The organism is Streptomyces sp. Xyl84 (genome assembly GCF_059731885.1).
Genome location: NZ_AP029182.1, coordinates 4,384,680 through 4,407,068, shown reverse-complemented (window position 1 = coordinate 4,407,068; position 22,389 = coordinate 4,384,680). Strand labels below are relative to the sequence as shown.

At 72.9% G+C, this 22,389-nt stretch carries 17 protein-coding genes and 1 rRNA gene; 8 read left to right on the top strand and 10 right to left on the bottom strand.

Going from position 1 to position 22,389, the window contains the following annotated elements; translation table 11 throughout:
* Positions 1–20: 20 nt before the first annotated feature.
* The gene (locus AC6I72_RS19175; RefSeq protein ID WP_498002224.1) at positions 21–545 is read right to left on the bottom strand and encodes a DUF6912 family protein; all 525 of its coding nucleotides are present in this window, start codon (positions 543–545) and stop codon (positions 21–23) included.
* Between the two features lie 403 nt (positions 546–948).
* Between AC6I72_RS19175 and AC6I72_RS19170 the strand changes: the two genes are divergently transcribed.
* Positions 949–1,626 carry an Rv3235 family protein gene (locus AC6I72_RS19170; protein WP_498002222.1) on the top strand — a complete coding sequence of 226 codons (678 nt, stop codon included), beginning with the start codon at positions 949–951 and terminating at the stop codon, positions 1,624–1,626.
* 859 nt (positions 1,627–2,485) lie between these two features.
* Here AC6I72_RS19170 and secA read toward each other — a convergent pair.
* Entirely contained in the window at positions 2,486–5,302 is a 2,817-nt protein-coding gene (gene secA / locus AC6I72_RS19165; protein ID WP_498002221.1) for a preprotein translocase subunit SecA, read from the bottom strand.
* A gap of 273 nt (positions 5,303–5,575) precedes the next feature.
* Between secA and AC6I72_RS19160 the strand changes: the two genes are divergently transcribed.
* Together AC6I72_RS19160 and AC6I72_RS19155 are read left to right on the top strand one after the other, a co-directional pair.
* Positions 5,576–6,151: a GNAT family N-acetyltransferase gene (locus AC6I72_RS19160; RefSeq protein WP_498002219.1), complete on the top strand. Its 576-nt coding sequence runs from the start codon at positions 5,576–5,578 to the stop codon at positions 6,149–6,151.
* Between the two features lie 62 nt (positions 6,152–6,213).
* Positions 6,214–7,401, top strand: a complete 1,188-nt coding sequence (locus AC6I72_RS19155; protein WP_498002217.1) for a winged helix-turn-helix domain-containing protein — start codon at positions 6,214–6,216, stop codon at positions 7,399–7,401.
* A 6-nt stretch (positions 7,402–7,407) separates the two neighbouring features.
* On the opposite strand, the gene AC6I72_RS19150 is transcribed toward AC6I72_RS19155, so the two are convergent.
* From AC6I72_RS19150 to mtnA, 7 genes are all read right to left on the bottom strand, one after another.
* Positions 7,408–8,154 (bottom strand): response regulator, encoded by a 747-nt coding sequence (locus AC6I72_RS19150; RefSeq protein ID WP_498002215.1) that lies wholly within the window; start codon positions 8,152–8,154, stop codon positions 7,408–7,410.
* 217 nt (positions 8,155–8,371) lie between these two features.
* On the bottom strand, positions 8,372–9,061 hold the full coding sequence (hpf, locus tag AC6I72_RS19145) for a ribosome hibernation-promoting factor, HPF/YfiA family (RefSeq protein WP_498002213.1): 690 nt from the start codon (positions 9,059–9,061) through the stop codon (positions 8,372–8,374).
* 321 nt (positions 9,062–9,382) lie between these two features.
* On the bottom strand, positions 9,383–10,195 hold the full coding sequence (locus AC6I72_RS19140; protein WP_498002211.1) for a ComF family protein: 813 nt from the start codon (positions 10,193–10,195) through the stop codon (positions 9,383–9,385).
* 158 nt (positions 10,196–10,353) lie between these two features.
* Positions 10,354–12,195 (bottom strand): LpqB family beta-propeller domain-containing protein, encoded by a 1,842-nt coding sequence (locus AC6I72_RS19135; protein WP_498002209.1) that lies wholly within the window; start codon positions 12,193–12,195, stop codon positions 10,354–10,356.
* A complete protein-coding gene (gene mtrB / locus AC6I72_RS19130) occupies positions 12,185–14,278 on the bottom strand; it encodes an MtrAB system histidine kinase MtrB (protein WP_498002207.1) in 2,094 nt (697 codons plus the stop codon). The genes AC6I72_RS19135 and mtrB overlap by 11 nt, the downstream gene beginning before the upstream one ends.
* A gap of 1 nt (position 14,279) precedes the next feature.
* Positions 14,280–14,969, bottom strand: coding sequence for a two-component system response regulator MtrA (mtrA, locus tag AC6I72_RS19125; RefSeq protein WP_003990656.1), 690 nt, complete (start codon positions 14,967–14,969; stop codon positions 14,280–14,282).
* Between the two features lie 121 nt (positions 14,970–15,090).
* On the bottom strand, positions 15,091–16,233 hold the full coding sequence (mtnA, locus tag AC6I72_RS19120) for an S-methyl-5-thioribose-1-phosphate isomerase (RefSeq protein ID WP_498002203.1): 1,143 nt from the start codon (positions 16,231–16,233) through the stop codon (positions 15,091–15,093).
* A 140-nt stretch (positions 16,234–16,373) separates the two neighbouring features.
* Between mtnA and AC6I72_RS19115 the strand changes: the two genes are divergently transcribed.
* The 5 genes from AC6I72_RS19115 to AC6I72_RS19095 are packed head-to-tail and all read left to right on the top strand — an operon-like array spanning position 16,374 to position 22,104.
* Positions 16,374–17,786: a DUF7847 domain-containing protein gene (locus AC6I72_RS19115; protein WP_498002201.1), complete on the top strand. Its 1,413-nt coding sequence runs from the start codon at positions 16,374–16,376 to the stop codon at positions 17,784–17,786.
* 4 nt (positions 17,787–17,790) lie between these two features.
* A complete protein-coding gene (locus AC6I72_RS19110) occupies positions 17,791–18,603 on the top strand; it encodes a DUF4129 domain-containing protein (RefSeq protein ID WP_498002199.1) in 813 nt (270 codons plus the stop codon).
* On the top strand, positions 18,600–19,805 hold the full coding sequence (locus AC6I72_RS19105; RefSeq protein WP_498002197.1) for a DUF4350 domain-containing protein: 1,206 nt from the start codon (positions 18,600–18,602) through the stop codon (positions 19,803–19,805). The genes AC6I72_RS19110 and AC6I72_RS19105 overlap by 4 nt, the downstream gene beginning before the upstream one ends.
* Complete coding sequence (locus AC6I72_RS19100; RefSeq protein WP_498004739.1) at positions 19,805–20,794, top strand: AAA family ATPase; 990 nt, start codon at positions 19,805–19,807, stop codon at positions 20,792–20,794. Before AC6I72_RS19105 ends, AC6I72_RS19100 begins: the two co-directional genes overlap by 1 nt.
* On the top strand, positions 20,794–22,104 hold the full coding sequence (locus AC6I72_RS19095; RefSeq protein WP_498002195.1) for a DUF58 domain-containing protein: 1,311 nt from the start codon (positions 20,794–20,796) through the stop codon (positions 22,102–22,104). Before AC6I72_RS19100 ends, AC6I72_RS19095 begins: the two co-directional genes overlap by 1 nt.
* 100 nt (positions 22,105–22,204) lie before the next feature.
* Here the strand turns inward: AC6I72_RS19095 and rrf are convergent.
* A 5S ribosomal RNA gene (gene rrf, locus AC6I72_RS19090) occupies positions 22,205–22,321 on the bottom strand.
* Positions 22,322–22,389 lie beyond the last annotated feature (68 nt).

Sequence of the window (22,389 nt, the reverse complement as noted above, 5' to 3'; positions counted from 1 at the left end):
GCAGGCCGGTCCTGGCGTCGTCAGGACGTGCCGTCGGCCGGTCCGATCAGGTTCGGGACCTCCTGGGTGGCGAACCACAGCAGCTCGTGGTCCTCGGCCCCGTCCACGACGAACTGCGCGTCGTCGTCCCCCGCGTCCGCCGCGGTCAGCGCCTGCGCCGCCGCGGTCACGTCCGCCTCCGCGTCGTCCGCGTCGACGTGCACCGCGGCCGCCTTGGCCAGCCGGACCGTCCCGGTCACCCGGACCTCGCCGAGCGCCCCGGGGTCCAGGCCGCGGCCGGGGTCGCCGCTCACCGTGGTGTCGGGGACGTCCACGGCCACGACGACCCGGCGGCGCGGCGCGCCCGGGTCCGCGGCCAGCAGCCGCAGCGAGGCCAGCGCGGCCCGGTTCAGCGCGGCGTACTCCAGTTCCTCCAGGTCGTCGGAGAGGTACCACTCGCGCAGCGCGGGCGTGACGGCGTAGGCGACGAGCGGCTCCGCCCCCAACTGCCCCGCCTCGTAGGCCTCGGCGAGCCCGGGGAGGGTCAGGGGGACGTAGACGCGCATGGCCGGCCGCTTTCGTGGTGGGTGTTCACGGGAGTGCGTGGTCGGAGGGCTCCGACGGGGCTCCGGGAGGCACTGGGGAGGCCACCCGGACGGCCTTCAGGATACGTGCGGGGGTCCCCTTTCGTGTCCCCGGCCGCACCTCCGCAGGCGTCCACCGCACGCCCCTCGCTTCACCCGGTGCACCCCTGTTCCGGCCCGCAGTTCCGGGGGCGCGGGTTTCCAGGATCACCCGGATAGGTGAATCCGCCCGGCCGCCGACCCGGCCGGTGCCTTCCTTGCCTCCCCCGAGCCGGGTCCCGTACAAGGTCCCCAGCAGGAAGTTACTGCTCGGTACTGCGGCCCGCACCGACCGGCGGCCCGCACGTCCACGGCGCAAGCCAGACCACACCGAGAACGGGGACGCATGAACAAGGTCATGACCAGGGCGCAGCGCCGCCCCGGCACCCGCCCGCCCGGACGCCGCGACACCCGCCGCCCCGGCGGCGCCCCGCCGCGCACACCGGGCGGCAGCCCGGAACGCATCACCAGCGGCGGCCGCCCGCCGGGCTCAGCCCGGGGCACCGGCCCCGCCCGCACCGGCCCCACGGACAACCGCCCGCCCACGGCACCGGGCCGCCGACGCGCCGCGACCGCGGGCCCGGCCCGCGCGTACGACCCTGCCAGGAGCGGCCTCGCAGACCCGGGCGGCGCTCAGGGCCGTGCCGCCTCGGCGGTCGCCGCCTCCGCGGTCGCCGCCCCGCCGCCCGCCGCCACCGACCTCTTCGCCGACCGGCTCCTGGCCGTACTGAGCGGTCAGCGGCCCGTCCACTGGATGCTCCGGCACACGGCGGGAGAGGCGTACGACGAACTCGCCCGCCTCGCCGAACGCGGCCCGCTGCGGACCCGCGGTGTCCGCCCCGTCGTCCGCGACATCGGCTACTACGAGCCCCGCCCCGGCGCCCTGGAGGTCTTCGCCCGCATCGGCGCGGGCCGGCAGTTGCGCGCCATGGCGTTCCGCCTGGAACGTGGCAGGGACCGGCGCTGGCGCTGCACGGCGGTGGAGCTGGGAATTCCCCGCTTTCCCCACCCCCAGGAGGCGTGAGCTTCGCACGACAGGTGGCCGACCGAGCGACAGGCCGCCGGCCACCTGCCCGGCCGCCCGGCCGGCGGGCCGGTGACCGGCCCGCCGGCCGAGAGTCCTCCGGGCGGTCCGACGGCCCCTCGGCGCCCGTCGGACCGGCCCGGAGCCCGGGAACCGTCCCCCGGCAAGCGGAGCGCCGGCCCAGCACCACTGGACCGGCGACCGGGTGGCAGGGAAGCCGGACCGCACAGACACCGAAGGGCCCCCGCCCCGGCTCGCAGGCCGGGGCGAGGCCGGGCAGGCCTGTCCGGGCGGTCTGGGCGGGCCGGGGTGGGCCGGGCGGTCTGGGGGCGAGGGCGGGGCTGCTGGGCCGTTCACCGGCCTGTCGGCCGGTGCCGGGCCCTCACCACCGGCTCGGGTCCCGTCCGGCCGCTGAGGGGCGGCCCGAGGCTGCCGTAAGGTCTGTCGACCCGCAGCCGGGCCTGCCGGTGCGTCTGCCGGCCGGCGCCAGGCGGTGGACGGGGCGTGGGGTGCTGGGTACCTGTTCGTCGGGGTGGGGAGCCCGGTCACGGCCACCGGACCGACCGGACTGCCCAGACCACCCGGACCGACCGGGACTGCCGGACCGCCCAACAGGCGTCTGCCCGCTCCGCAGCCGAGCTGGCTGCCCGAGCGAGCCCACCCCAGGCAAGCCCCGACCTGAGTCAAAAGCCCAGCCTCCGACCAACCCACACCAAGGCTCACCTGCAAACCAAGGCCCACCCCACACCAAGGACCGGCCCTCCCCCCGCCCGCCGAAACCCAGCCGGCAAAGCAAAGGGCCAGGCACCCTTCCGGTGCCCGGCCCTGCTGCGTGGTGCCGCTCCGTCAGGAGCCGCCCTCACTTCTTGCGGCGGCGGCCGCCCTTCGCCTGCTTGCGGCGCTCCGCGCGCGTGAGGCCGTCGGACTCGGAGCGCACCGGCTCGTCGTCGCTGGCGAACTCGCCCTCGACGACACCGCCCTCCCCGTCCACGGTCGGCGCCGAGAAGTGCAGGTCACGCCGCTGCGGCGCGTCCAGACCCTTCGCGCGGATCTCCGGACGCGCGCCCGCCTGCGCGGGCACCGCGTCCTGCGGCGCCTTCTCCAGGGACGGCGCCGCCTCCTCGACGGGGACCTCCTCGACCTGCTGCTCGACCTGGACCTCCAGGTTGAACAGGTAGCCGACGGACTCCTCCTTGATGCCGTCCATCATCGCGGAGAACATGTCGAAGCCCTCGCGCTGGTACTCGACCAGCGGGTCCTTCTGCGCCATCGCGCGCAGGCCGATGCCCTCCTGGAGGTAGTCCATCTCGTAGAGGTGCTCGCGCCACTTGCGGTCGAGCACGGACAGCACCACCCGGCGCTCCAGCTCACGCATGATCTCCGAGCCGAGCTGCGTCTCACGCGCCTCGTACTGCTCGCGGATGTCGTCCTTGATGGAGTCACCGATGAACTCGGCCGTCAGACCCGCACGGTCCCCGGCGGCCTCCTCCAGCTCCTCCACGGTGACCTTCACCGGGTAGAGCTGCTTGAAGGCACCCCACAGCCGGTCGAGGTCCCAGTCCTCCGGGAAGCCCTCCGCGGTCTCCGCCTGGACGTAGGCGTCGATCGTGTCGTCCATGAAGTGCTGCACCTGCTCGTGCAGGTCCTCGCCCTCCAGGACGCGGCGCCGCTCGCCGTAGATGACCTCGCGCTGGCGGTTGAGGACCTCGTCGTACTTCAGGACGTTCTTACGGGTCTCGAAGTTCTGCTGCTCGACCTGCGACTGGGCGGAGGCGATCGCGCGGGTGACCATCTTGTTCTCGATGGGCACGTCGTCCGGCACGTTCGCCATGGACATCACGCGCTCGACCATCTGGGCCTTGAACAGGCGCATCAGGTCGTCGCCCAGCGAGAGGTAGAAACGGGACTCGCCGGGGTCGCCCTGACGGCCGGAGCGGCCGCGCAGCTGGTTGTCGATCCGGCGCGACTCGTGCCGCTCGGTGCCCAGCACGTAGAGGCCGCCGAGCTTCTCGACCTCGTCCTTCTCCGCCTTGACGGCCTGCTCGGCCTTCTCCAGCGCGGCGGGCAGGGCCGCCGCCCACTCCTCGATGTGCTCCTCGGGGTCGAGGCCGCGCTGGCGCAGCTCCGCCTCGGCGAGGTCCTCGGGGTTGCCGCCGAGCTTGATGTCCGTACCACGGCCGGCCATGTTCGTCGCGACCGTCACGGCGCCCTTGCGGCCGGCCTGGGCGACGATCGACGCCTCACGCTCGTGGTGCTTGGCGTTGAGCACCTCGTGCTGGATGCCGCGCTTGCTGAGCTGCTGCGAGAGGTACTCGGACTTCTCCACCGAGGTGGTGCCGACCAGGATCGGCTGGCCCTTCTCGTGCTTCTCCGCGATGTCGTCGACGACCGCCTCGAACTTGGCGATCTCGGTGCGGTAGATCAGGTCCGACTGGTCCTTGCGGACCATCGGCCTGTTCGTCGGGATCGGGACCACGCCGAGCTTGTAGATCTGGTGGAACTCGGCGGCCTCGGTCATCGCCGTACCGGTCATGCCGGAGAGCTTGTTGTACAGGCGGAAGAAGTTCTGCAGGGTGATCGTGGCGAGCGTCTGGTTCTCGTCCTTGATGTCCACCCCTTCCTTCGCCTCGATCGCCTGGTGCATGCCCTCGTTGTAACGGCGGCCGGCGAGGATACGGCCGGTGTGCTCGTCGACGATCATGACCTCGCCGTCGATGACGACGTAGTCCTTGTCCTTCTTGAACAGTTCCTTCGCCTTGATGGCGTTGTTCAGGTAACCGACGAGCGGGGTGTTCACCGACTCGTAGAGGTTGTCGATGCCCAGCCAGTCCTCGACCTTGGAGACGCCGGCCTCGTGGATGGCGACCGTGCGCTTCTTCTCGTCGACGTCGTAGTCGCCGGTCTCCTCGAGGCCCTTGAGCGGGTTGCCCGCCTCGCCCTTCTTCAGGCGGGTGACGAGTTTGGCGAAGTCGCCGTACCACTTCGTGGCCTGGTCGGCCGGGCCCGAGATGATCAGCGGCGTACGGGCCTCGTCGACGAGGATGGAGTCGACCTCGTCGACGATGGCGAAGTTGTGGCCGCGCTGGACCAGTTCGTCCTTCGACCAGGCCATGTTGTCGCGCAGGTAGTCGAAGCCGAACTCGTTGTTCGTGCCGTAGGTGATGTCGCAGGCGTACTGCTCGCGGCGCTGGGCCGGCGTCATGTTGGCGAGGATGCAGCCGACGTCCAGGCCCAGGAACTTGTGGACGCGGCCCATCATCTCGGAGTCGCGCTCGGCCAGGTAGTCGTTGACCGTGACGATGTGGACGCCGTCACCGGAGAGGGCGTTGAGGTAGGCGGGCAGGGTGCCGACGAGCGTCTTGCCCTCACCGGTCTTCATCTCGGCGACGTACCCCATGTGCAGGGCGGCGCCGCCCATCAGCTGCACGTCGTAGTGCCGCTGGCCCAGGACGCGCTTGGCCGCCTCGCGAACGGTGGCGAACGCCTCGGGCAGCAGGTCGTCCAGGCTCTCGCCATCGGCGTACCGCTGCTTGTACTCATCGGTGAGGGCCCGCAGCTCGGCGTCGGAGAGGTCGACGAAGTCCTCTTCGATGGAGTTGACCTGGCCCGCGATGCGGTGCAGCTTGCGCAGGATCTTGCCTTCGCCTGCACGCATGATCTTCGAGAGGACGGACACGGGGGTTGGTCTCCTTGCCGGTCGGGCCTGGGACGGTCGGGTTTCCATTTGGCTTGGCTGAGCAACGGCCATCGTATGCGAGGACCCCGCCCAGCCGGGAGTGCCTGCCGCGAGGGCACTCCCGCACTGCGATTCGCGTCGCCTTCGAAGAGGACAACGGACGGCGGGCGCGGATGGTGCCGCGTTCTTCCCGGGAATTGCGCGAATCGTGACCGTGCGCTCACCCAGGGAAACACGATGGCGTCCCGCGCGGCCGACGAGCAGAATCGGCCGATGGAACCCGTGACGCTCACCACCGGCCGCCTCGTCCTGCGCACCGTCGGCCCGAAGGACACCGACGCGGTGTACGCGGCCGCGCAGGACCCCGACATCCAGCGCTGGACCACCATCCCCTCCCCTTATCTGTACGAGCACGCGCGCGGCTTCACCGAGCAGATGGTGCCCGACGGCTGGCGCGACGGCTCGATGTTCACCTTCGGGCTCTTCCTGTCCGCACCCGCGCACGACCTCGTGGGCATGCTGGGCCTCACCCGGCGCTCCCTGGGGGAGGCCGAGATCGGCTTCTGGGCCACGAAGGAGCACCGCGGCCACGGCTACGTCACCGAGGCGTCCCGTGCCGCCGCCCGCTGGGCCTTCACCCACCTCGCCGTGGACCGGCTGGAGTGGCGGGCCGAGGTCGGCAACACCGCCTCCCGCGCGGTCGCCGAACGGGTGGGCTTCACCGTCGAAGGCACCCTGCGCTCCGCCCTGAACAACAAGGGGGTACGACGGGACTGCTGGGTGGGATCCCTGCTCCCCTCCGACCTCGAACTGGCCTCCACGGCCCCCTACCTGCCCGCCCGCTCCTGACCCCTGCCCTCGAACCCGCAGGTCGGGCCGTGCTGTCAGTGCCGGCCTCTATCGTGCCGACCATGACGACCGTGCCGCGCCCCACCACCGACCTGTCGGCGGACGAAGCCCGCCGCATCGCCCTGCGTGCCCAAGGCCTTCTCGGCGCCCCCGACCGCAGGTCCGGTGTGCGCGGCGTGCTGCGCCACCTCGGCGCGGTCCAGCTGGACACCATCTCGGTCCTCGCCCGCTCGCACGAACTCATCCCCTACGCCCGTCTCGGCGCGGTCGGCCGCCACAGCGTCGAGCAGGCCTACTGGAGCGGCACGCACGCCTTCGAGTACTGGTCGCACGCCGCCTGCCTCCTGCCCATCGAGGAGTGGCCCCACTTCGCCTTCCGCCGCCGCGCGTACCGCAACCGCCCGCACTGGAACCACCAGCTCCCCGAGGGCACCTACGACCAGGTGATCAAGCAGCTGACCACCGAAGGCCCGCTGACGGCGACGGAGTTGGGCGGCGCCAAGCGGACCAGCGAGTGGTGGGACTGGTCCGGGACCAAGGTCGCCGTCGAGCGCGCCCTGATGTACGGGGAGGTGGTCTGCGTCGAGCGCCGCGGCTGGAAGCGGGTGTACGACCTGGCCGAGCGCGCCGTCCCCCCGTCGCTGCTGCACGACGAGCTGGACGACGCCGAGTGCCTGCGCCGCCTGGTCCGGCTGGCCGGCCAGGCACTCGGCGTGGGCACTCGCGCGGACATCGCCGACTACCACCGCCTCAAGGGCGAGCAGGTCGAGGCGGTGATCGCCGACTCCGGGCTGGTCCCGGTCACCGTGGAGGGCTGGGGGAAGCCCGCCTGGGCGGACCCGGCGGCCCTGGAGACGGTCCCGCGCGGGCGCCACCGCACCACGCTGCTGTCCCCGTTCGACTCCCTGATCTGGGACCGGGCCCGCACCGAGCGGATCTTCGGCTTCACCCACCGCCTGGAGGCCTACGTCCCCCGGCCCAAGCGGATCCACGGCTACTTCGCGATGCCGGTGCTGGCGGGCGGCCGGCTGGTCGGCCGGGTGGACCCGGCCCGGCAGGGGAGCACGCTGGTGGCCAAGCAGGTCACCCTGAAGGATGCGAAGGCGGTCCCGGCGGTGGCCCAGGCCCTGGCCGAGGCGGCGAGCTGGGTGGAGGCCACGGAGGTGCGGGTGGAGCGCGTCGAGCCCGCGGAGCTGCGCGATGCGCTCACCCGGGAGGTGAGCGGGGCGGCGGCGGCCGCGCCGCGCTGAGCCGGCTCAGCGGATCTCGAGGATCTTCTCCCGCATCGCGTACACCACCGCTTCCATCCTGGAGTGCAGCTGCAGCTTCTCCAGGATGTTGCGGACGTGGTTCTTCACGGTGTTCTCGGAGATGAACAACTCCTTGGCGATGTCCCGGTTGTTCATGCCCGTGGCGACGAGCTTGAGGACCTCCAGCTCCCGGTCGGTCAGCCGGGGGGCGGGAACCAGGCGGCGCTCGTCGGTGCGCTGGATCATCGACTTGAACTCGGTGAGCAGCTTCGACGCCATGGAGGGGCTGATCTGCGACTGGCCGTCGGCCACGGCCCGGATGGCGGTGGACACCTCGTCCGTGGAGATCTCCTTGAGGAGGTAACCGGTCGCCCCCGCCTTGATCGCGTCGTAGAGGTCGGCCTCCTCGTCGCTGATCGTCAGCATGATGATCTTCGCGCTGGGGGCGACCTCCTTGATGGAGGTGCACGCCTCGATACCGCCGCGCCTCGGCATCCGTACGTCCATCAGCACGATGTCGGGCAGCAGGTCGGCGGCCTTGTCAACGGCCTCGGCGCCGTCTCCGGCCTCGCCGACGACCTGGATGTCCTCCTCGGCGGCGAGCACGATCTCCAGGCCGCGGCGGAAGAGGGCGTGGTCGTCCACGACCAGGACTCTGATCGGCTCCGCGCGGGTCACGCCCGCATCCGGGCCCAGGCCGGTGACACCGTGGCCGACGTCAGGGTCCCGCAACGGGCCGAAGCTGTCCGTCATCGTTGTTCCTCCCCCTCTGAGGCTGTGGCCCGGCGTGCGGTGACGAGGCCAACCCGAGGCAACTGCCCAGCCGTTGGGCCGTTGCGGCCATGATTCCATGTCCGGCAGCCACCGAGGTGACCAAGCGGTGCGCGAAGGGGTCGCACACCGGTGCCCCCGGGGGCGCACCCGCGCACTCCGGGGGCACCGGCTCGGCCGCCGGCCGCCGGGCGGGCCGTCAGCCGCCCAGGGTGCCGCCCGCCTCGGGAGAGTGCTCCTGGGTCACCATCGTGTCCGTCCGGAGGTGGATCACGCCGTAGTCGTAGGCGTGCCGCCGGTAGACGACGCTGGGTTCCTTCGTCTCGGAGTCCACGAACAGGTAGAAGTCGTGCCCGACCAGCTCCATCTCGTAGAGAGCCTGGTCGAGGGTCATCGGAGAGGCGACGTGGGTCTTCTCGCGGACGACGAGGGGGCCGTCCCCCTGCACCTCCAGCGAGCCGACCTTCTTCGTGGGCACCTGGCCGGCTTCTTCCGCGGCTGTCAGCCCGTGGCCGTTCAGCGTGGCCGCGCCCGGGACGTGGTCGGGAACCTCGGCCGCCGAGATGCGGCGCGCGCCCCGGCGCGAGAATCGCTTGTCGTGCTGCTTGCGCAGCCGGGCCCCCAGCTTCTCCGCGGCGAGGTCGAGTGCCGCGTACGGATCGCTGGCCGCTGCCTCCGCCCGGATCACCGGACCGCGGGAGCGGAGCGTGATCTCCACTCGGTCGCAGCGGTCGGCCTGCCGGGGGTTGGGCTCCTTGGACACCTCGACGTCGAGGCTGATCACCTTGCCGTCGAGCTTCTGGATCTTCTCCAGGTTCAGCTTCTCGGCCACGTGCTTGCGGAACCGCTCGGGCACCTCTGTCTTGCGGCCCTTGACGACGATGTCCACGCAGAACTCCGTTCCCGGATCGCTCCGCTTCGGCGGCGGAGCATCTCCCTTTCGCACCCGGTTCCGGTCAGTCCGGAACCTCGGACTCGGTGACGTCCACCTCCCCTTCCCCGCGGGCGAGATCTCCACCCTGCCGGTACGGAGATTGCGTAAAACCTGCAAACCCGCGGCACGGCATTCGGTTATGACGGGAACGGCCTGCACCTTTCCCTCACCACCCGAACATATCTCGCCAGGCGGGACGGCGTCACCCTCTACCGCGGCGTACCTCCATCCAGGTGAATTATCTCCCTCATTACCTGCAACGACGCATGTCCACTGTCAGTTCCGGTTTATTTCGAAGGAATCCGGAGAAGCGGCGACGACGGCCGCACCGATCACGTCACCTGCACCACCGGCTCCCGCCAATTCCCCTGTGCCGTACACCGGGTTCCCCTCCTTGCGCCGTGATACCGGCTTGCGTTCCCCCATCCCTTCCCGGACCCGCGCCGCGTACACGGCCGACCTCACCGCACGCGCCGCCTCCGCCAGGGAGGCCCCCGTCGTCATCAGGTCGTCGACCAGCACGACGGGCCCCTCCCGCAGCAACCGCGCACCGCCCGCGGCCACCTGAAGCGCACCCGCCAGGTTCTCCAGCCGCTGCCGGGAACCCAGCGTCGACTGGTCGGCCACGGCCCGCCGCTGCCGCAGCACGGCCAGGGCCCGGGCCGGCAGGCCCGACCGGCGCAGCTCACCGGCCGCCGCGAGCGCCATCCGCCGCACCGGATCGTGCCCCCTGGCCCGCACGGCACCGCGCGCCGACGGCACGGGCACCAGCAGCACCGGACCCGCCGAACCCTCGTGCGGCAGTCCCGCCCGTACAGCACCCGCCAGTGCTGTTCCCAGCGGGCCGGCGAGGGCCAGCGCGCCGCGCTCCTTGTGGGCGAGGAGCGCCGCCCTGACCTCGTCGGCGTACCGGGCCGCCGCGTGCACGGCCGGCAGGCCGGGCGGCTCCGGCACCGGACGCACCCGGCGCGGTGCGGCCCCGCCGAGGACGGCACGGCACCGGGGGCAGAGCACCGTGCGCGGCCTGCCGCAGCCTCCGCACTCGGCCGGCAGGACCAGGTCGGTGAAGTCCTGCCACCATCCGCGCATGACTCCACTGTGCCGACGCCCCGCCGCCCCCGCCACCCCTGTGGACAACGGACCGCGGCCCCCTGTGGACAACGCGTCCCCCGACGCTCAGAGCCTCACCCGTACGAGCCGGCGAGCGCACGGGCGGAGCAGGAGGCGGCAGGCCCAAAAGCCGTGACTCACCCCGGGTAGACGGGCGCCGCCCCCTCCTTGACCACCTTCTGCCACTGGGCCACGGACGACATCCGCACGAGCCCGTCCGCCTCCGAGTACGCCACCAGCGGCAGCCGCTCGTCCTCGGACGCGGCGATCGACTTCACCCCGGTGAGCGCGGCGGGCGCCGGAACGTCCGGTGTCGAACCGTCGACCTGGACGTACCGCATCGTCTGCACGCCCCCCTGCTCGCGTCCGGCGACCACCAGCCGGCTGTCACCCGCCCACGACATGGCGGTGACGTCCTCCATGTCGGGCGCGGCCGGGCGCAGCCCGAGCACGGACACCGCGGTCCGCTCCCCGTTCCTGCCGTCCCGTTCGATCCGTCCGACGAGCAGGGACTCGGTGCCGTCCTTGTGCTGCACGAGCAGCGCCACCCGCACGCCGTCGGCGGCCACCCGCACCGCGTCGACGCGCCCGTCCAGACCGGGCACCGTCACCTCGATCGGCCGGCCCTTCCCCTGCTCCAGCACCATCAGCCGCGGCCGGGCCGGATCCCGGTCGGCCACCCACAGGTCGCCCCGCGCGTCCCAGCTCGGCGCCGTCAGCCGGTCGTCCTCGGTCCTGCCGTCGCTGCGCAGCACCGCGTTCCCGAGCGTTCCCCCCTGCACCAGCGTCCCGACGTACAGGTCCTTGCGGTCGTTGCTCACGCCCGCGGCGGTGCGCTCGTCCCAGGCCACCGCGGCCGAGCTGAGCCGCTGCAGGCCCTCGCCCAGGCCTCCCGGCACCGGCTCCACGCTCGTCCCGGCAGTGCCGCCGAGGATCCGCACCAGCCTGCGCCTGTCGTCGAGGAAGTACAGGTACTCGGGCCGCTTGACGGGTCCGCGGGTGGCGACCGTGCGCGCCCGGTCCGCGCCGAGCGTGCACAGCGTGCTGCCGTCGGCCCGCTGCAACGCCACCGTCTCCACGGTCGGCGTCAGGTTCTGCACCGTGAACAGCACCTGGGCGGCCATCTCCCAGCACCGCTCGCTGCCGACCCCGGACGCCTTCTCGTTGAGCGGCACCGTCAGTCTGTTCTGGTCGTCGGGCGCCAGCGCTGTGACGTCGCGGCGCAGCGCCGTCCCGGTCGGGAAGCTCGACCTGACCACCCGGTCCAGCCACCGCGTCGGCCCGCTGATGACCGAGCGGACCACCCGCGTCATGGCGTCGACCCGCTGCCGTACGTACACCGGGTCGGCGACCGCCGTCGCCGGCCTGCCGTTCCCGCCCGCCGTGTTCGAGGCGAAGTAGTACTTGTTGACGGGCATGTAGTTGCGCTGGAAGTCGGAGCGGCCCATGAGGACGCCCTGCGGCGGTGTGTCGATGCGCCACTGCCCGGACTTCTTGTCGCGCGCCAGGTGCACCGACTGGCTGTAGCGGCCGTCGAGCGGCGTGTACGACTGCTGCTCGTCCACCCGGGCGACCTTGCTGCCGGTCAGCGTGAAGGCGTAGTCGCCGCTGTCCTCGTGCGCGGTGGCACGGTCGACCTCGATGTCCCACCCGTCGGCGAGCACGGTCGTGGACGACTCCGGCCGCCACTGCCGGGACGCGGTCGGCGTCAGATACTGGCGGGCCGTGGCGTACTGCGGGTCGTCGCTGGTCAGCGCCTCCAGGAAGCCCTGCACGATCTCCGCGGGCGGGGCGTTCTCCCGGGGCGGCATGGCGAACACCCGTACCTCGGTGTCCTGGCGGGGAGTGGACTCCACATCCCGCAGGTCCCCGCTGTCGGGCATCGAGGCGCACCCCGCCAGCAGCAGGATCCCCCAGGCGGCGCAGGCCACCGCGCGCATCGGCCGACGCCGCGCGCCCCCCTCGCGGTCAGCGCCCACGAAATGCCTCCCCTTGCTCCTTCACGCCCTGTGCCCCGGCGTCCCCCGGGCCCGCGGCCCCGCCCGCACGCTCCTGAGCGGGCGCCGGCTCCGCGGCCGGCGTGCTGTCCTGCCACCGGGCGCCCGGCCCCGGCCGGGGCACCACCCGCGCGCCGCTGCCGGGCAGCGCCGTCGGATCGGCGGTGGGGACCACCGCGGGCGGCCGGGCGGCTATCGGGTCCCTGCCCTGCACCGCGCCGCGGTCACCGGAGGGCTGCACGGGCACGGTGGCCCGCTTGCCGCCGCGCACCGCACCGGCCTCGCCGAGCCCCCGGTTGCGCCGCGAGTCCTTGGGCTCCAGCGGTATCGGCGATCCGCGCAGCGGCTCGTCCGCCGTCCTCGGGATCGTCAGCCGGAACTGCGAACCGCCGCCCGGCTCGCCCCACGCCTGCAGCCAGCCGCCGTGCAGCCGGGCGTCCTCCAGGGCGATCGACAGCCCCAGCCCCGTCCCGCCGGTGGTACGCGCGCGTGCCGGGTCGGCCCGCCAGAAACGGCTGAAGACCCGGGTCGCCTCCCCCGGCTTGAGCCCGACGCCGTAGTCGCGCACCGCGACCGCGACCGCGCCGCCCGCCGCGGCGAGCTTGACGACGACGTCCCGCCCGTCGCCGTGCTCGACGGCGTTGACGACGAGGTTGCGCAAGACCCGCTCCACCCGCCGGGCGTCGACCTCGGCGACCACGGGCTGCTGGTCACCGACGACGCGTATGCGCGTGCCCTTGCGCTCCGCGAGCGGCTCGGCACCGCTGACCACCCGCCGCACCACCTCCCGCAGGTCCACCGGCTCGGCCTCCAGCGCCGCCGCACCCGCGTCGAAGCGGCTGATCTCCAGGAGGTCAGACAGCAGCGACTCGAACCGGTCCACCTGGTCCAAGAGCAGCTCCGCCGACCGCGCGGTGACCGGGTCGAAGTCCTCCCGGGCCTCATGGATGACGTCGGCGGCCATCCGTACGGTCGTCAGCGGCGTCCGCAGCTCGTGCGAGACGTCGGAGACGAACCGGCGCTGCATCCGCGACAGGTCCTCCAGCTGGTTGATCTTCAGCTGGAGGTTCTGCGCCATCTTGTTGAAGGCCTCGCCCAGGCGCGCGATGTCGTCCTCGCCGGTGACCTTCATCCGCTCCTGCAGCCGCCCGGCCGACAGCCGCTCGGCGATCCCCGCAGCCATCCGCACCGGTGTGACCACCTGGCGCACCACCAGCCAGGCGATCGCCCCCAGCAGCACGACGACGAAGAGGCCGGCCGTGGCCAGCGTCCCCTTCACCAGGCTGAGCGACTTCTCCTCCTGGGTGAGCGGGAAGAGGTAGTACAGCTGGTACGGGTGCCCGTTGGGATCGTTGACCTGCTTGCCGATGACGAGGGCGGGCTGGGGCTCCTTGTCGGTGTCCTTGTAGACGATGCGCGTGTAGCTCTGGGCGGCGGTCATGCTGCCGTTGATCCGCGCCCGCAGGTCCTCGGGGACGCTCACGGTCGGATCCACCTGCCCGGAGGCGCGCGGACCGCGCCCCCCGGCGCCGTCGTCGCCCGCGGGCAGCGTGACCACGTCGAAGGCGCCCTGGCCGCCGCTGGAGAGCGACGAGACCAGCTCACTCATCCACGAGATGACGTTCTGCGAGGAGTGCCCGTCCGCGGGGGTGCCCGCGGCGTCGTCGCCGGTGCCGCTCGCCGCCTCGTCGGCCCGCTGCTTGGCCACCGCGAACCCGCCGGTGGCCTGGCTCTGCGACGCCTTGACCTTGGCCTCCAGCAGCCCGTTGCGCACCTGGCCGATGACGACGACGCCCAGCAGCAGCACGACGCCCAGCGACATCAGCAGCGTGGTCGCGACGACCTTCAGCTGGATGTTGCGCCGCCACAGCCGCATGACGGGCAGCAGCGGCCGGCGCACCCAGCGCAGCAGCAGCCGCAGGACCGGACTGCCCTGCACGCCGCCGTGCAGCAGTCCGCCCTCCAGGAGGTGGCCCCAGCGGGACCCCGCGCTCTTCCGGCCGACAGGCCGCCCGGCGCGGGACCCGGAGCGTCCGGGTGCCGAAGCGGCACTGTCCCCGGACACGTCAGCTCGGTCCGGCCTTGTAGCCGACACCACGGACGGTCACCACGATCTCCGGCTTCTCCGGGTCCTTCTCGACCTTGGAACGCAGCCGCTGGACATGCACGTTGACCAGGCGGGTGTCCGCCGCGTGGCGGTAGCCCCACACCTGCTCCAGGAGCACCTCGCGGGTGAACACCTGCCACGGCTTGCGGGCGAGCGCGACCAGCAGGTCGAACTCCAGCGGCGTCAGCGCGATCGACTGCCCGTCCCGCTTCACCGAATGGCCGGCCACGTCGATGACCAGGTCACCGATGGCCAGCTGCTCCGGGGCCGGCTCCTCCGACCTGCGCAGCCTCGCCCGGATCCGGGCGACCAGCTCCTTCGGCTTGAACGGCTTGACGATGTAGTCGTCCGCCCCCGACTCCAGGCCCACGACCACGTCCACGGTGTCGCTCTTGGCGGTCAGCATCACGATCGGCACCCCGGACTCCGCCCTGATCAGGCGGCAGACCTCGATGCCGTCGCGGCCGGGCAGCATCAGGTCGAGCAGCACCAGATCGGGCTTGCTCTCCCGGAAAGCGGCCAGCGCCTTGTCGCCGTCGGCTACGAAAGACGGCTCGAAACCCTCACCACGCAGCACGATTCCGAGCATCTCGGCCAGTGCGGTGTCGTCGTCGACGACAAGGACTCGTCCCTTCATGAACGACATCATCCCATTCTTGTAACGGTGGCGAAGATCCAGGTGAGACAGCTCACTGGCCTGTGACGATAGTCGTACGGAGTCACTACTGTCTGCCCTCGCCCGCGAACGGCCCCGCAGCGGAGCCGGCCGGCTACCCCGCCGCCCCCCGCCGCGACCTCGCGCACAGCTCGGCCAGCCCCTCGGCGGTCACCGGCGACACCGTGCCCTCCTCGGTGACGATCGCGGTCACCAGCTCCGGCGGCGTCACGTCGAACGCCGGGTTGTACGCCTGCGTGCCGAGCGGCGCCACGGGGATGCCGCCGGCCGCCCCCGTCACCGGGATCTGCGGGGCGATCAGCTCCGTCACCTCGTACCCGGGACGCTGCTCGACCTCGATGGACCCCCCGTCCGCCGTCTTCTCGTCCACCGTCGTCACCGGGGCGACCACGATGAACGGCACGTGGTGGTAGCGGGCGAGCACCGCGAGCGGATAACTCCCCACCTTGTTCGCCACCGACCCGTCCGCCGCGATGCGGTCCGCGCCGATCAGCACCGCGTCCACCTCACCCGCCGCGAACAGCGAACCGGCCGCGTTGTCCGTGAGCAGCGTGTACGCCAGACCGTGGCGGGCCGCCTCGTACGCCGTCAGACGCGCGCCCTGCAGCAGCGGACGGGTCTCGTCCACCCACAGCCGGCGCAGCCGGCCCTCCCGGTGGGCCGCCAGCGCCACCGCGAACGCCGTCCCCTCCCCGCCCGACACCAGCGACCCGGTGTTGCAGTGCGTGAGGACCCGGTGCCCACCGGCCGGCAGCAGCTCGTCCAGCAACGCCAGCCCGTGCTCGGCCATCCGCGCGCTCGCCCGCGCGTCCTCCTGGTGCAGCCGCTGCGCCGCGGCCAGCGCCGCAGGGGCGGCCAGCAGCGGATCACCCGTCTCGGCCAGGGCCGAGTGGTACGCGCACCGCGCCCGGTGCACGCCCAGGGAGAGGTTCACCGCGGTGGGACGCGCCGCGGCGAGCGCGTCGGCGGCGTCGTCCACGTCGAAACCGCGCGCGGCGGCCAGCGCGACGCCGTACGCACCGGCGATGCCCAGCAGCGGCGCCCCGCGCACGGCCAGCGACCGGATCGCCTCCACCAGAGCGGGCGCGTCCGTGCACACCAGCTCGACCTCCTCGGCGGGCAGCCTCGTCTGGTCCAGGAGGACCAGGACGGGGCCCTCGGGGGGCTCCTCCCAGCGGATGGCGGGAATCCCCGGCGGCCGGTTGTCCTCGCGGGTCTGCGCGTACTGATCAGCCATGCCGTCAGTGTTCCCCGTATCCCTCGGACAATGGAAGGCGCGCAGCCCGCACCGCGGCAGGTCACCCGAACACCGCCCCATGGCACGATGGCAGCCAACCTGCCGCCGCGCCCGCGGACGGGCACCATGAAGGAGCGACGATGAACGACACTCCGGGCTGGGCCTCGCCCGGATCCGCCCCGTCCGACGGGCAGGAGCCCGGCGCGTCCGGCCCTGCCGACGCCGCCGGCCGCCCCGACGCCGCACCGCCGGCCGAGCCCGCCCAGCCAGCGGACCGGCCGGGCGCGCAGCCGCAGGGCCCTGGCGTGAAGTGGTCCAAGGAGCAGCCACCGGCAGGCCAGTGGTCCGCACCCACGGGAGGCCCCGCCGCCCCCGCACCCGGCCAGACCCCGCCGCCCCCTCCTCCCGGCCCCGGCTGGGGCACCCAGCCCCCCGCGGGCGGCGGCTACGGCGGTCCGGGCGGCGGCTACGGCGGCTACCGGGGGCCCGGGGGATACGGAGGCCCCGGCGGTTACGGCGGTCCCGGAGGATACGGCGCCTGGGGTGCCGGCTGGGGCGGCCCCCCGCCCGCGGCCAAACCCGGTGTGATCCCGCTGCGCCCGCTCGGCCTCGGCGAGATCCTCGACGGCGCCGTGTCCACCATGCGCACCCACTGGCGCCCCGTGCTCGGCATCTCCCTGGTCATCGCGGTCGTCACCGAGATCGCCGTCATCCTGGTCCAGCGTCTGGCCCTGAACGGCATCGTCGACAGCGCGGCGCTCGACGACCCGGACGCAAGTCCCGGCGAACTGCTGCGCGCCATGGGCGACGGCCTGCTCGGATCCGGCATCCTCTTCGTGGTCGGCATCGTCGGTACCGTCCTCGCCACCGCCCTGCTCACCACCGTCACCAGCCGCGCGGTCCTCGGCAAGCCCGTGACCGTCCGCGAAGCCTGGCACGACGCCCGCCCCCAGATCCCCCGGCTGCTCGGCCTGGTCCTCCTGCTGCTGGTCATCTGCCTCGGCGTCTTCGCCGTGGGCACCGTCCCCGGCATCCTCGTCGCCGTCGGCGGATCCCCCGCCGGGGGCACCGCGATCGCCGTCCTCGGCGCCCTGGGCGCCGGCGTGGTCGCCATCTGGCTCGCGGTCCGCTACTGCCTCGCCTCGCCCGCTCTGATGCTCGAGAAGCAGGGCGTCAAGAAGGCGATGGGCCGCTCCGCCAAGCTGGTCCGCGGCTCCTGGTGGCGGATGTTCGGCATCCAGCTGCTGACCGCGCTCATCGTGAACATCATCTCCGCGATCATCGTCATCCCCTTCAGCCTCATCGCCTCCGCGTTCAGCGACGGCGGCCTCTCCGGGCTCCTGGACGGCAGCACCCAGCTCGGCTGGACGTACCTGGTCATCACCGGGGTCGGATCGGTGATCGGCTCCATGATCAAGTTCCCGATCACGGCCGGTGTCACCGTGCTCCTCTACATCGACCAGCGCATCCGCCGCGAGGCCCTCGACCTCGAACTGGCCCGCGTCGCAGGCGTCCAGGCGCACGGCTCGGGCGCACCCGCCTCGGGGAGCTGATGCCGTGAGCCTGCCGGGGGGAGTTCTCACAGCGCCACCCGCGCTCCCGCACGCCGCGGACCACGCCGACGGACCCCTGCGTGCCCTGCTGCACGCCGGCCACACCGCCGCCCTGGCCTCCACGGGCCCGGGCGGCGAACCGCCGGTGACCGTCCCACGCGACCCCGCGCGGGAGGCCGCCCGCCGCGAACTGTCCAAGCGGATGTACCACGAGAACGATCCCGGCCTGCTGCGGCGCGCCCTCGACCATTTCTGGGACTGGGTCGGCGGGCTCTTCGACTCCGCCTCCGCCACCACCCCCGGCGGACCCGTCGGCCTCGTCGTCGTCATCCTCGCCGTCCTCGCCGTGCTCGGCGCCCTGTGGTGGCGCCTGGGCGCACCCCGCCGCGAACCCGCCACGGCCCCCGCCCTGTTCGACGACCGCCCCCGCACCGCCGCCGAACACCGCGCCGCCGCCGAGGCACACGCGGCCCAGGGCCACTGGAACCAGGCCGTCCAGGAACGCATGCGCGCCCTCGTCCGCTCCCTGGAGGAACGCGCCCTCCTCGACGCGCGCCCCGGCCGCACCGCCGACGAGGCCGCGGCCGAGGCCGGCCGCACCCTGCCCGCCCACAGCGACCGGCTGCGCACCGCCGCCCGGGACTTCGACGACGTCACGTACGGCGGCCGGCAAGCGACCGAACAGTCGTACCAACGCATCGCCGCACTCGACCACGACCTGGAACAGACCCGGCCCCAGCTCGCCCCCAGCACACGGAGCACCACCCCGACCACCCCCCAGGGAACCGACCAGACCCGCCAGGGAGCCGCCGGATGACCCCCGAGGCCACCACCGCGGCCCCGCCCCCGGCCACCTCTGTCTCCCCCACCGCCCGCCAGACGTGGACCCGCGCGCGCGGCCTCCTGCTCGCCCTCGTCCTCCTCCTCGCCGCGGCCTTCGCCATCGCCGCCCTCCGCTCCGGCGACCAGCACGGCCGGCTCGACCCGCGCTCCGCCGACCCCCACGGCAGCCACGCCGTCGCCGCCCTCCTCGCCGACCACGCGGTCACCACACGCGTCGTCACCACCCTCGACCAGGCACGCGCCGCGGCCGGTCCCCGCACCACCCTGCTCGTCGCCGTCCCCGACCTGCTGACCCACGACCAGCAGACCCGGCTGCACGCCGCGACCACCCCCTCGGGCGGACGCACCGTCCTCGTCGCCCCCGACACCCCGTCCCTGGGCCGCCTGGCCCCCGGCGTCACGGCCGACCCCGCACCCGGCTTCGACACCGCCCTCGAACCCGGCTGCGCCCTGCCCGCCGCCCGCAGCGCAGGCTCCGCCGAACTGGGCGACGGCATCCGCTACTCCACCACCCTGCGCACCGCCGACACCTGCTACCCCAGCGACGGCCTGCCCACCCTCCTGCGCATCCCGCAGACCGCCGGCGGCGACACCGTCCTCCTCGGCGCACCCGACATCCTCTACAACACCCGCCTCGACCAGCAGGGCAACGCCTCGCTCGCCCTGCAGCTCCTCGGCTCCCGCCCCCATCTGGTCTGGTACCTCCCGTCGCTCACCGACGACTCGGCCCCCGCCACCGGCCGGCGCGGCTTCTTCGACCTGCTGCCCTCCGGCTGGCTCTGGGCCACCCTCCAGCTCTTCATCGCCGCCGCCCTGGCCGCCCTGTGGCGGGCACGCCGGTTCGGCCCCCTCGTGCCCGAAAAACTCCCCGTCGCGATCCGCGCCTCCGAAACCACCGAAGGCCGCGCCCGCCTCTACGCCAAGGTCAGCGCACGCGACCGCGCCGCCGCCGCTCTCCGCTCCGCCACCCGCACCCGCCTCGCCCCCCTCGTCGGTATCCCCGCCACCCAGGCGCACACGCCCGAGACCCTGCTCCCCGCCCTGTCCCACCGCCTCCACGGTGACGGACAGCCCCTGCACGACCTCCTCTTCGGCCCGCCGCCCGGCGACGACGCGGCCCTCGTCTCCCTCGCCGACCGACTCGACGCCCTCGAAAGAGAGGTACGCCGTCCATGATGGACCCGACCACTGACAACGCCGGGCACACCGGGGACGCGACCGCCGCCCGGTCCTCCCTGGAAGCCCTGCGCGCCGAGATCGCGAAGGCCGTGGTCGGCCAGGACCCCGCCGTGACCGGCCTCGTCGTCGCCCTGCTCTGCCGCGGCCACGTCCTGCTCGAAGGCGTCCCCGGGGTCGCCAAGACCCTCCTCGTCCGTACCCTGGCCGCCGCCCTCGAACTCGACACCAAGCGCGTCCAGTTCACCCCCGACCTCATGCCCAGCGACGTCACCGGCTCCCTCGTCTACGACGCCCGCACCACCCGGTTCTCCTTCCAGCCCGGTCCGGTCTTCACCAACCTCGTCCTCGCCGACGAGATCAACCGCACCCCGCCGAAGACCCAGTCCTCCCTGCTGGAAGCGATGGAGGAGCGCCAGGTCACCGTCGACGGCACCCCGCGCCCGCTGCCCGAGCCCTTCCTCGTCATCGCCACCCAGAACCCGGTCGAGTACGAGGGCACCTACCCCCTGCCCGAAGCACAGCTGGACCGTTTCCTCCTCAAACTGACCATCCCCCTGCCCTCCCGGCAGGACGAGATCGACGTCCTCACCCGGCACGCCGCCGGCTTCAACCCGCGCGACCTGCGCGCCGCCGGCGTACGCCCCGTGGCGGGCCCCGCCGACCTCGACGCGGCCCGCTCCGCCATCGCCAAGACCACCGTCTCCCCGGAGATCGCCGCCTACGTCGTCGACATCTGCCGCGCCACCCGCGAATCGCCGTCCCTCACCCTCGGCGTCTCCCCGCGCGGTGCCACGGCCCTGCTGTCGACCGCCCGCGCCTGGGCCTGGCTGACCGGCCGCGACTACGTCATCCCGGACGACGTCAAAGCACTCGCCCTGCCCACCCTGCGCCACCGCGTCCAACTGCGCCCCGAGGCGGAGATGGAAGGCGTCACCGCGGACTCGGTGATCACGACGATCCTCACCCACGTCCCGGTCCCCCGCTGATGGCCCTCACCGGACGCGCCGCCCTCCTCGCGGCCATCGGCTCCCTGCCCGTCGGCATCTGGGGCCCCGGCTGGACGGGCATCCTCGCCGTCAACGCACCCCTGGCCGTCGCCTGCGTCTGCGACTACGCCCTCGCCGCACCGGTACGCCGCCTCGGCCTGACCCGCACCGGCGACACTTCCGTACGCCTGGGCGAGACCGCCGACGTCACCCTCACCGTCACCAATCCCTCGGGCCGCCCGCTGCGGGCCCGGCTCCGCGACGCCTGGCCGCCCAGCAGCTGGCAGCCCGGCGCGGAGACCGGGGCATCACGTCACCGAGTGGTGATCCCGGCCGGTGAACGCCGCCGCGTCACGGCCCGTCTGCGCCCCGCCCGCCGCGGCGACCGCCAGGCCGACCGCGTCACCATCCGCTCCTACGGCCCCCTCGGCCTGTTCGCCCGTCAGGGCACGCACAAGGTCCCCTGGACCGTCCGCGTCCTGCCCCCGTTCACCAGCCGAAAGCACCTGCCCTCGAAACTGGCCCGGCTGCGGGAACTGGACGGCCGCACCAGCGTCCTCACCCGCGGCGAAGGCACCGAATTCGACAGCCTGCGCGAGTACGTCCCCGGCGACGACACCCGTTCCATCGACTGGCGTGCCACAGCCCGGCAGTCCGCGGTCGCCGTACGCACCTGGCGCCCCGAACGCGACCGGCACGTCCTGCTGGTCCTCGACACGGGCCGCACCTCCGCCGGCCGTGTGGGCGACGCACCCCGCTTGGACGCCGCCATGGACGCCGCCCTGCTCCTGGCAGCCCTCGCATCCCGGGCGGGCGACCGCGTCGACCTCCTGGCCTACGACCGCCGGGTCCGCGCCCTCGTCCAGGGCCGCGCCGCGGGCCTGCTCCTCCCGTCCCTGGTCGACGCCATGGCGACGGTGGAACCGGAACTCGTCGAGACCGACGCGCGAGGCCTCGTGGCGACAGCGCTCCGCACGACGTCCCGCCGTTCTCTGATCGTCCTGCTCACCGGCCTGGACGCGGCACCGGTCGAAGAGGGCCTGCTGCCCGTCCTCCCCCAGCTCACCCGACGGCACACGGTGCTGGTCGCGTCGGTCGCGGACCCGTACGTGGCCCGGATGGCAGCGGCCCGCGGAAGCACCGAGGCGGTGTACGAGGCCGCGGCAGCGGCCCAGTCGCAGGGCGAACGCCGGCGCACCGCGGAACAACTCCGTCGGCAGGGCGTCACGGTCGTGGACGCCACCCCGGAGGACCTGGCACCGGCATTGGCGGACGCATATCTGGCCCTGAAATCGGCGGGGCGGCTCTGACGGGAAGCAGGGGCGTACGGACGCGGGCCGACCGCCCTGAAAAACCCCTGAAAACGCAGAAAACCCCGCACCGTGAGGTGCGGGGTTTTCCCTAAAATTTGTTCGGCGGTGTCCTACTCTCCCACAGGGTCCCCCCTGCAGTACCATCGGCGCTGTAAGGCTTAGCTTCCGGGTTCGGAATGTAACCGGGCGTTTCCCTCACGCTATGACCACCGAAACACTATGAAACTGTCAACCGCACCACACCGTGACCTGGCATGGGGTTGTTCGTGGTTTCAGAACCAA

Coding starts and splice junctions, on each gene's coding strand:
- AC6I72_RS19175 (WP_498002224.1), bottom strand. CDS start 545: ATGCGCGTCTACGTCCCCCTGACCCTCCCCGGGCTCGCCGAGGCCTAC.
- AC6I72_RS19170 (WP_498002222.1), top strand. CDS start 949: ATGAACAAGGTCATGACCAGGGCGCAGCGCCGCCCCGGCACCCGCCCG.
- AC6I72_RS19160 (WP_498002219.1), top strand. CDS start 5,576: ATGGAACCCGTGACGCTCACCACCGGCCGCCTCGTCCTGCGCACCGTC.
- AC6I72_RS19155 (WP_498002217.1), top strand. CDS start 6,214: ATGACGACCGTGCCGCGCCCCACCACCGACCTGTCGGCGGACGAAGCC.
- AC6I72_RS19150 (WP_498002215.1), bottom strand. CDS start 8,154: ATGACGGACAGCTTCGGCCCGTTGCGGGACCCTGACGTCGGCCACGGT.
- AC6I72_RS19140 (WP_498002211.1), bottom strand. CDS start 10,195: ATGCGCGGATGGTGGCAGGACTTCACCGACCTGGTCCTGCCGGCCGAG.
- mtrA (WP_003990656.1), bottom strand. CDS start 14,969: ATGATGTCGTTCATGAAGGGACGAGTCCTTGTCGTCGACGACGACACC.
- mtnA (WP_498002203.1), bottom strand. CDS start 16,233: ATGGCTGATCAGTACGCGCAGACCCGCGAGGACAACCGGCCGCCGGGG.
- AC6I72_RS19115 (WP_498002201.1), top strand. CDS start 16,374: ATGAACGACACTCCGGGCTGGGCCTCGCCCGGATCCGCCCCGTCCGAC.
- AC6I72_RS19105 (WP_498002197.1), top strand. CDS start 18,600: ATGACCCCCGAGGCCACCACCGCGGCCCCGCCCCCGGCCACCTCTGTC.
- AC6I72_RS19100 (WP_498004739.1), top strand. CDS start 19,805: ATGGACCCGACCACTGACAACGCCGGGCACACCGGGGACGCGACCGCC.
- AC6I72_RS19095 (WP_498002195.1), top strand. CDS start 20,794: ATGGCCCTCACCGGACGCGCCGCCCTCCTCGCGGCCATCGGCTCCCTG.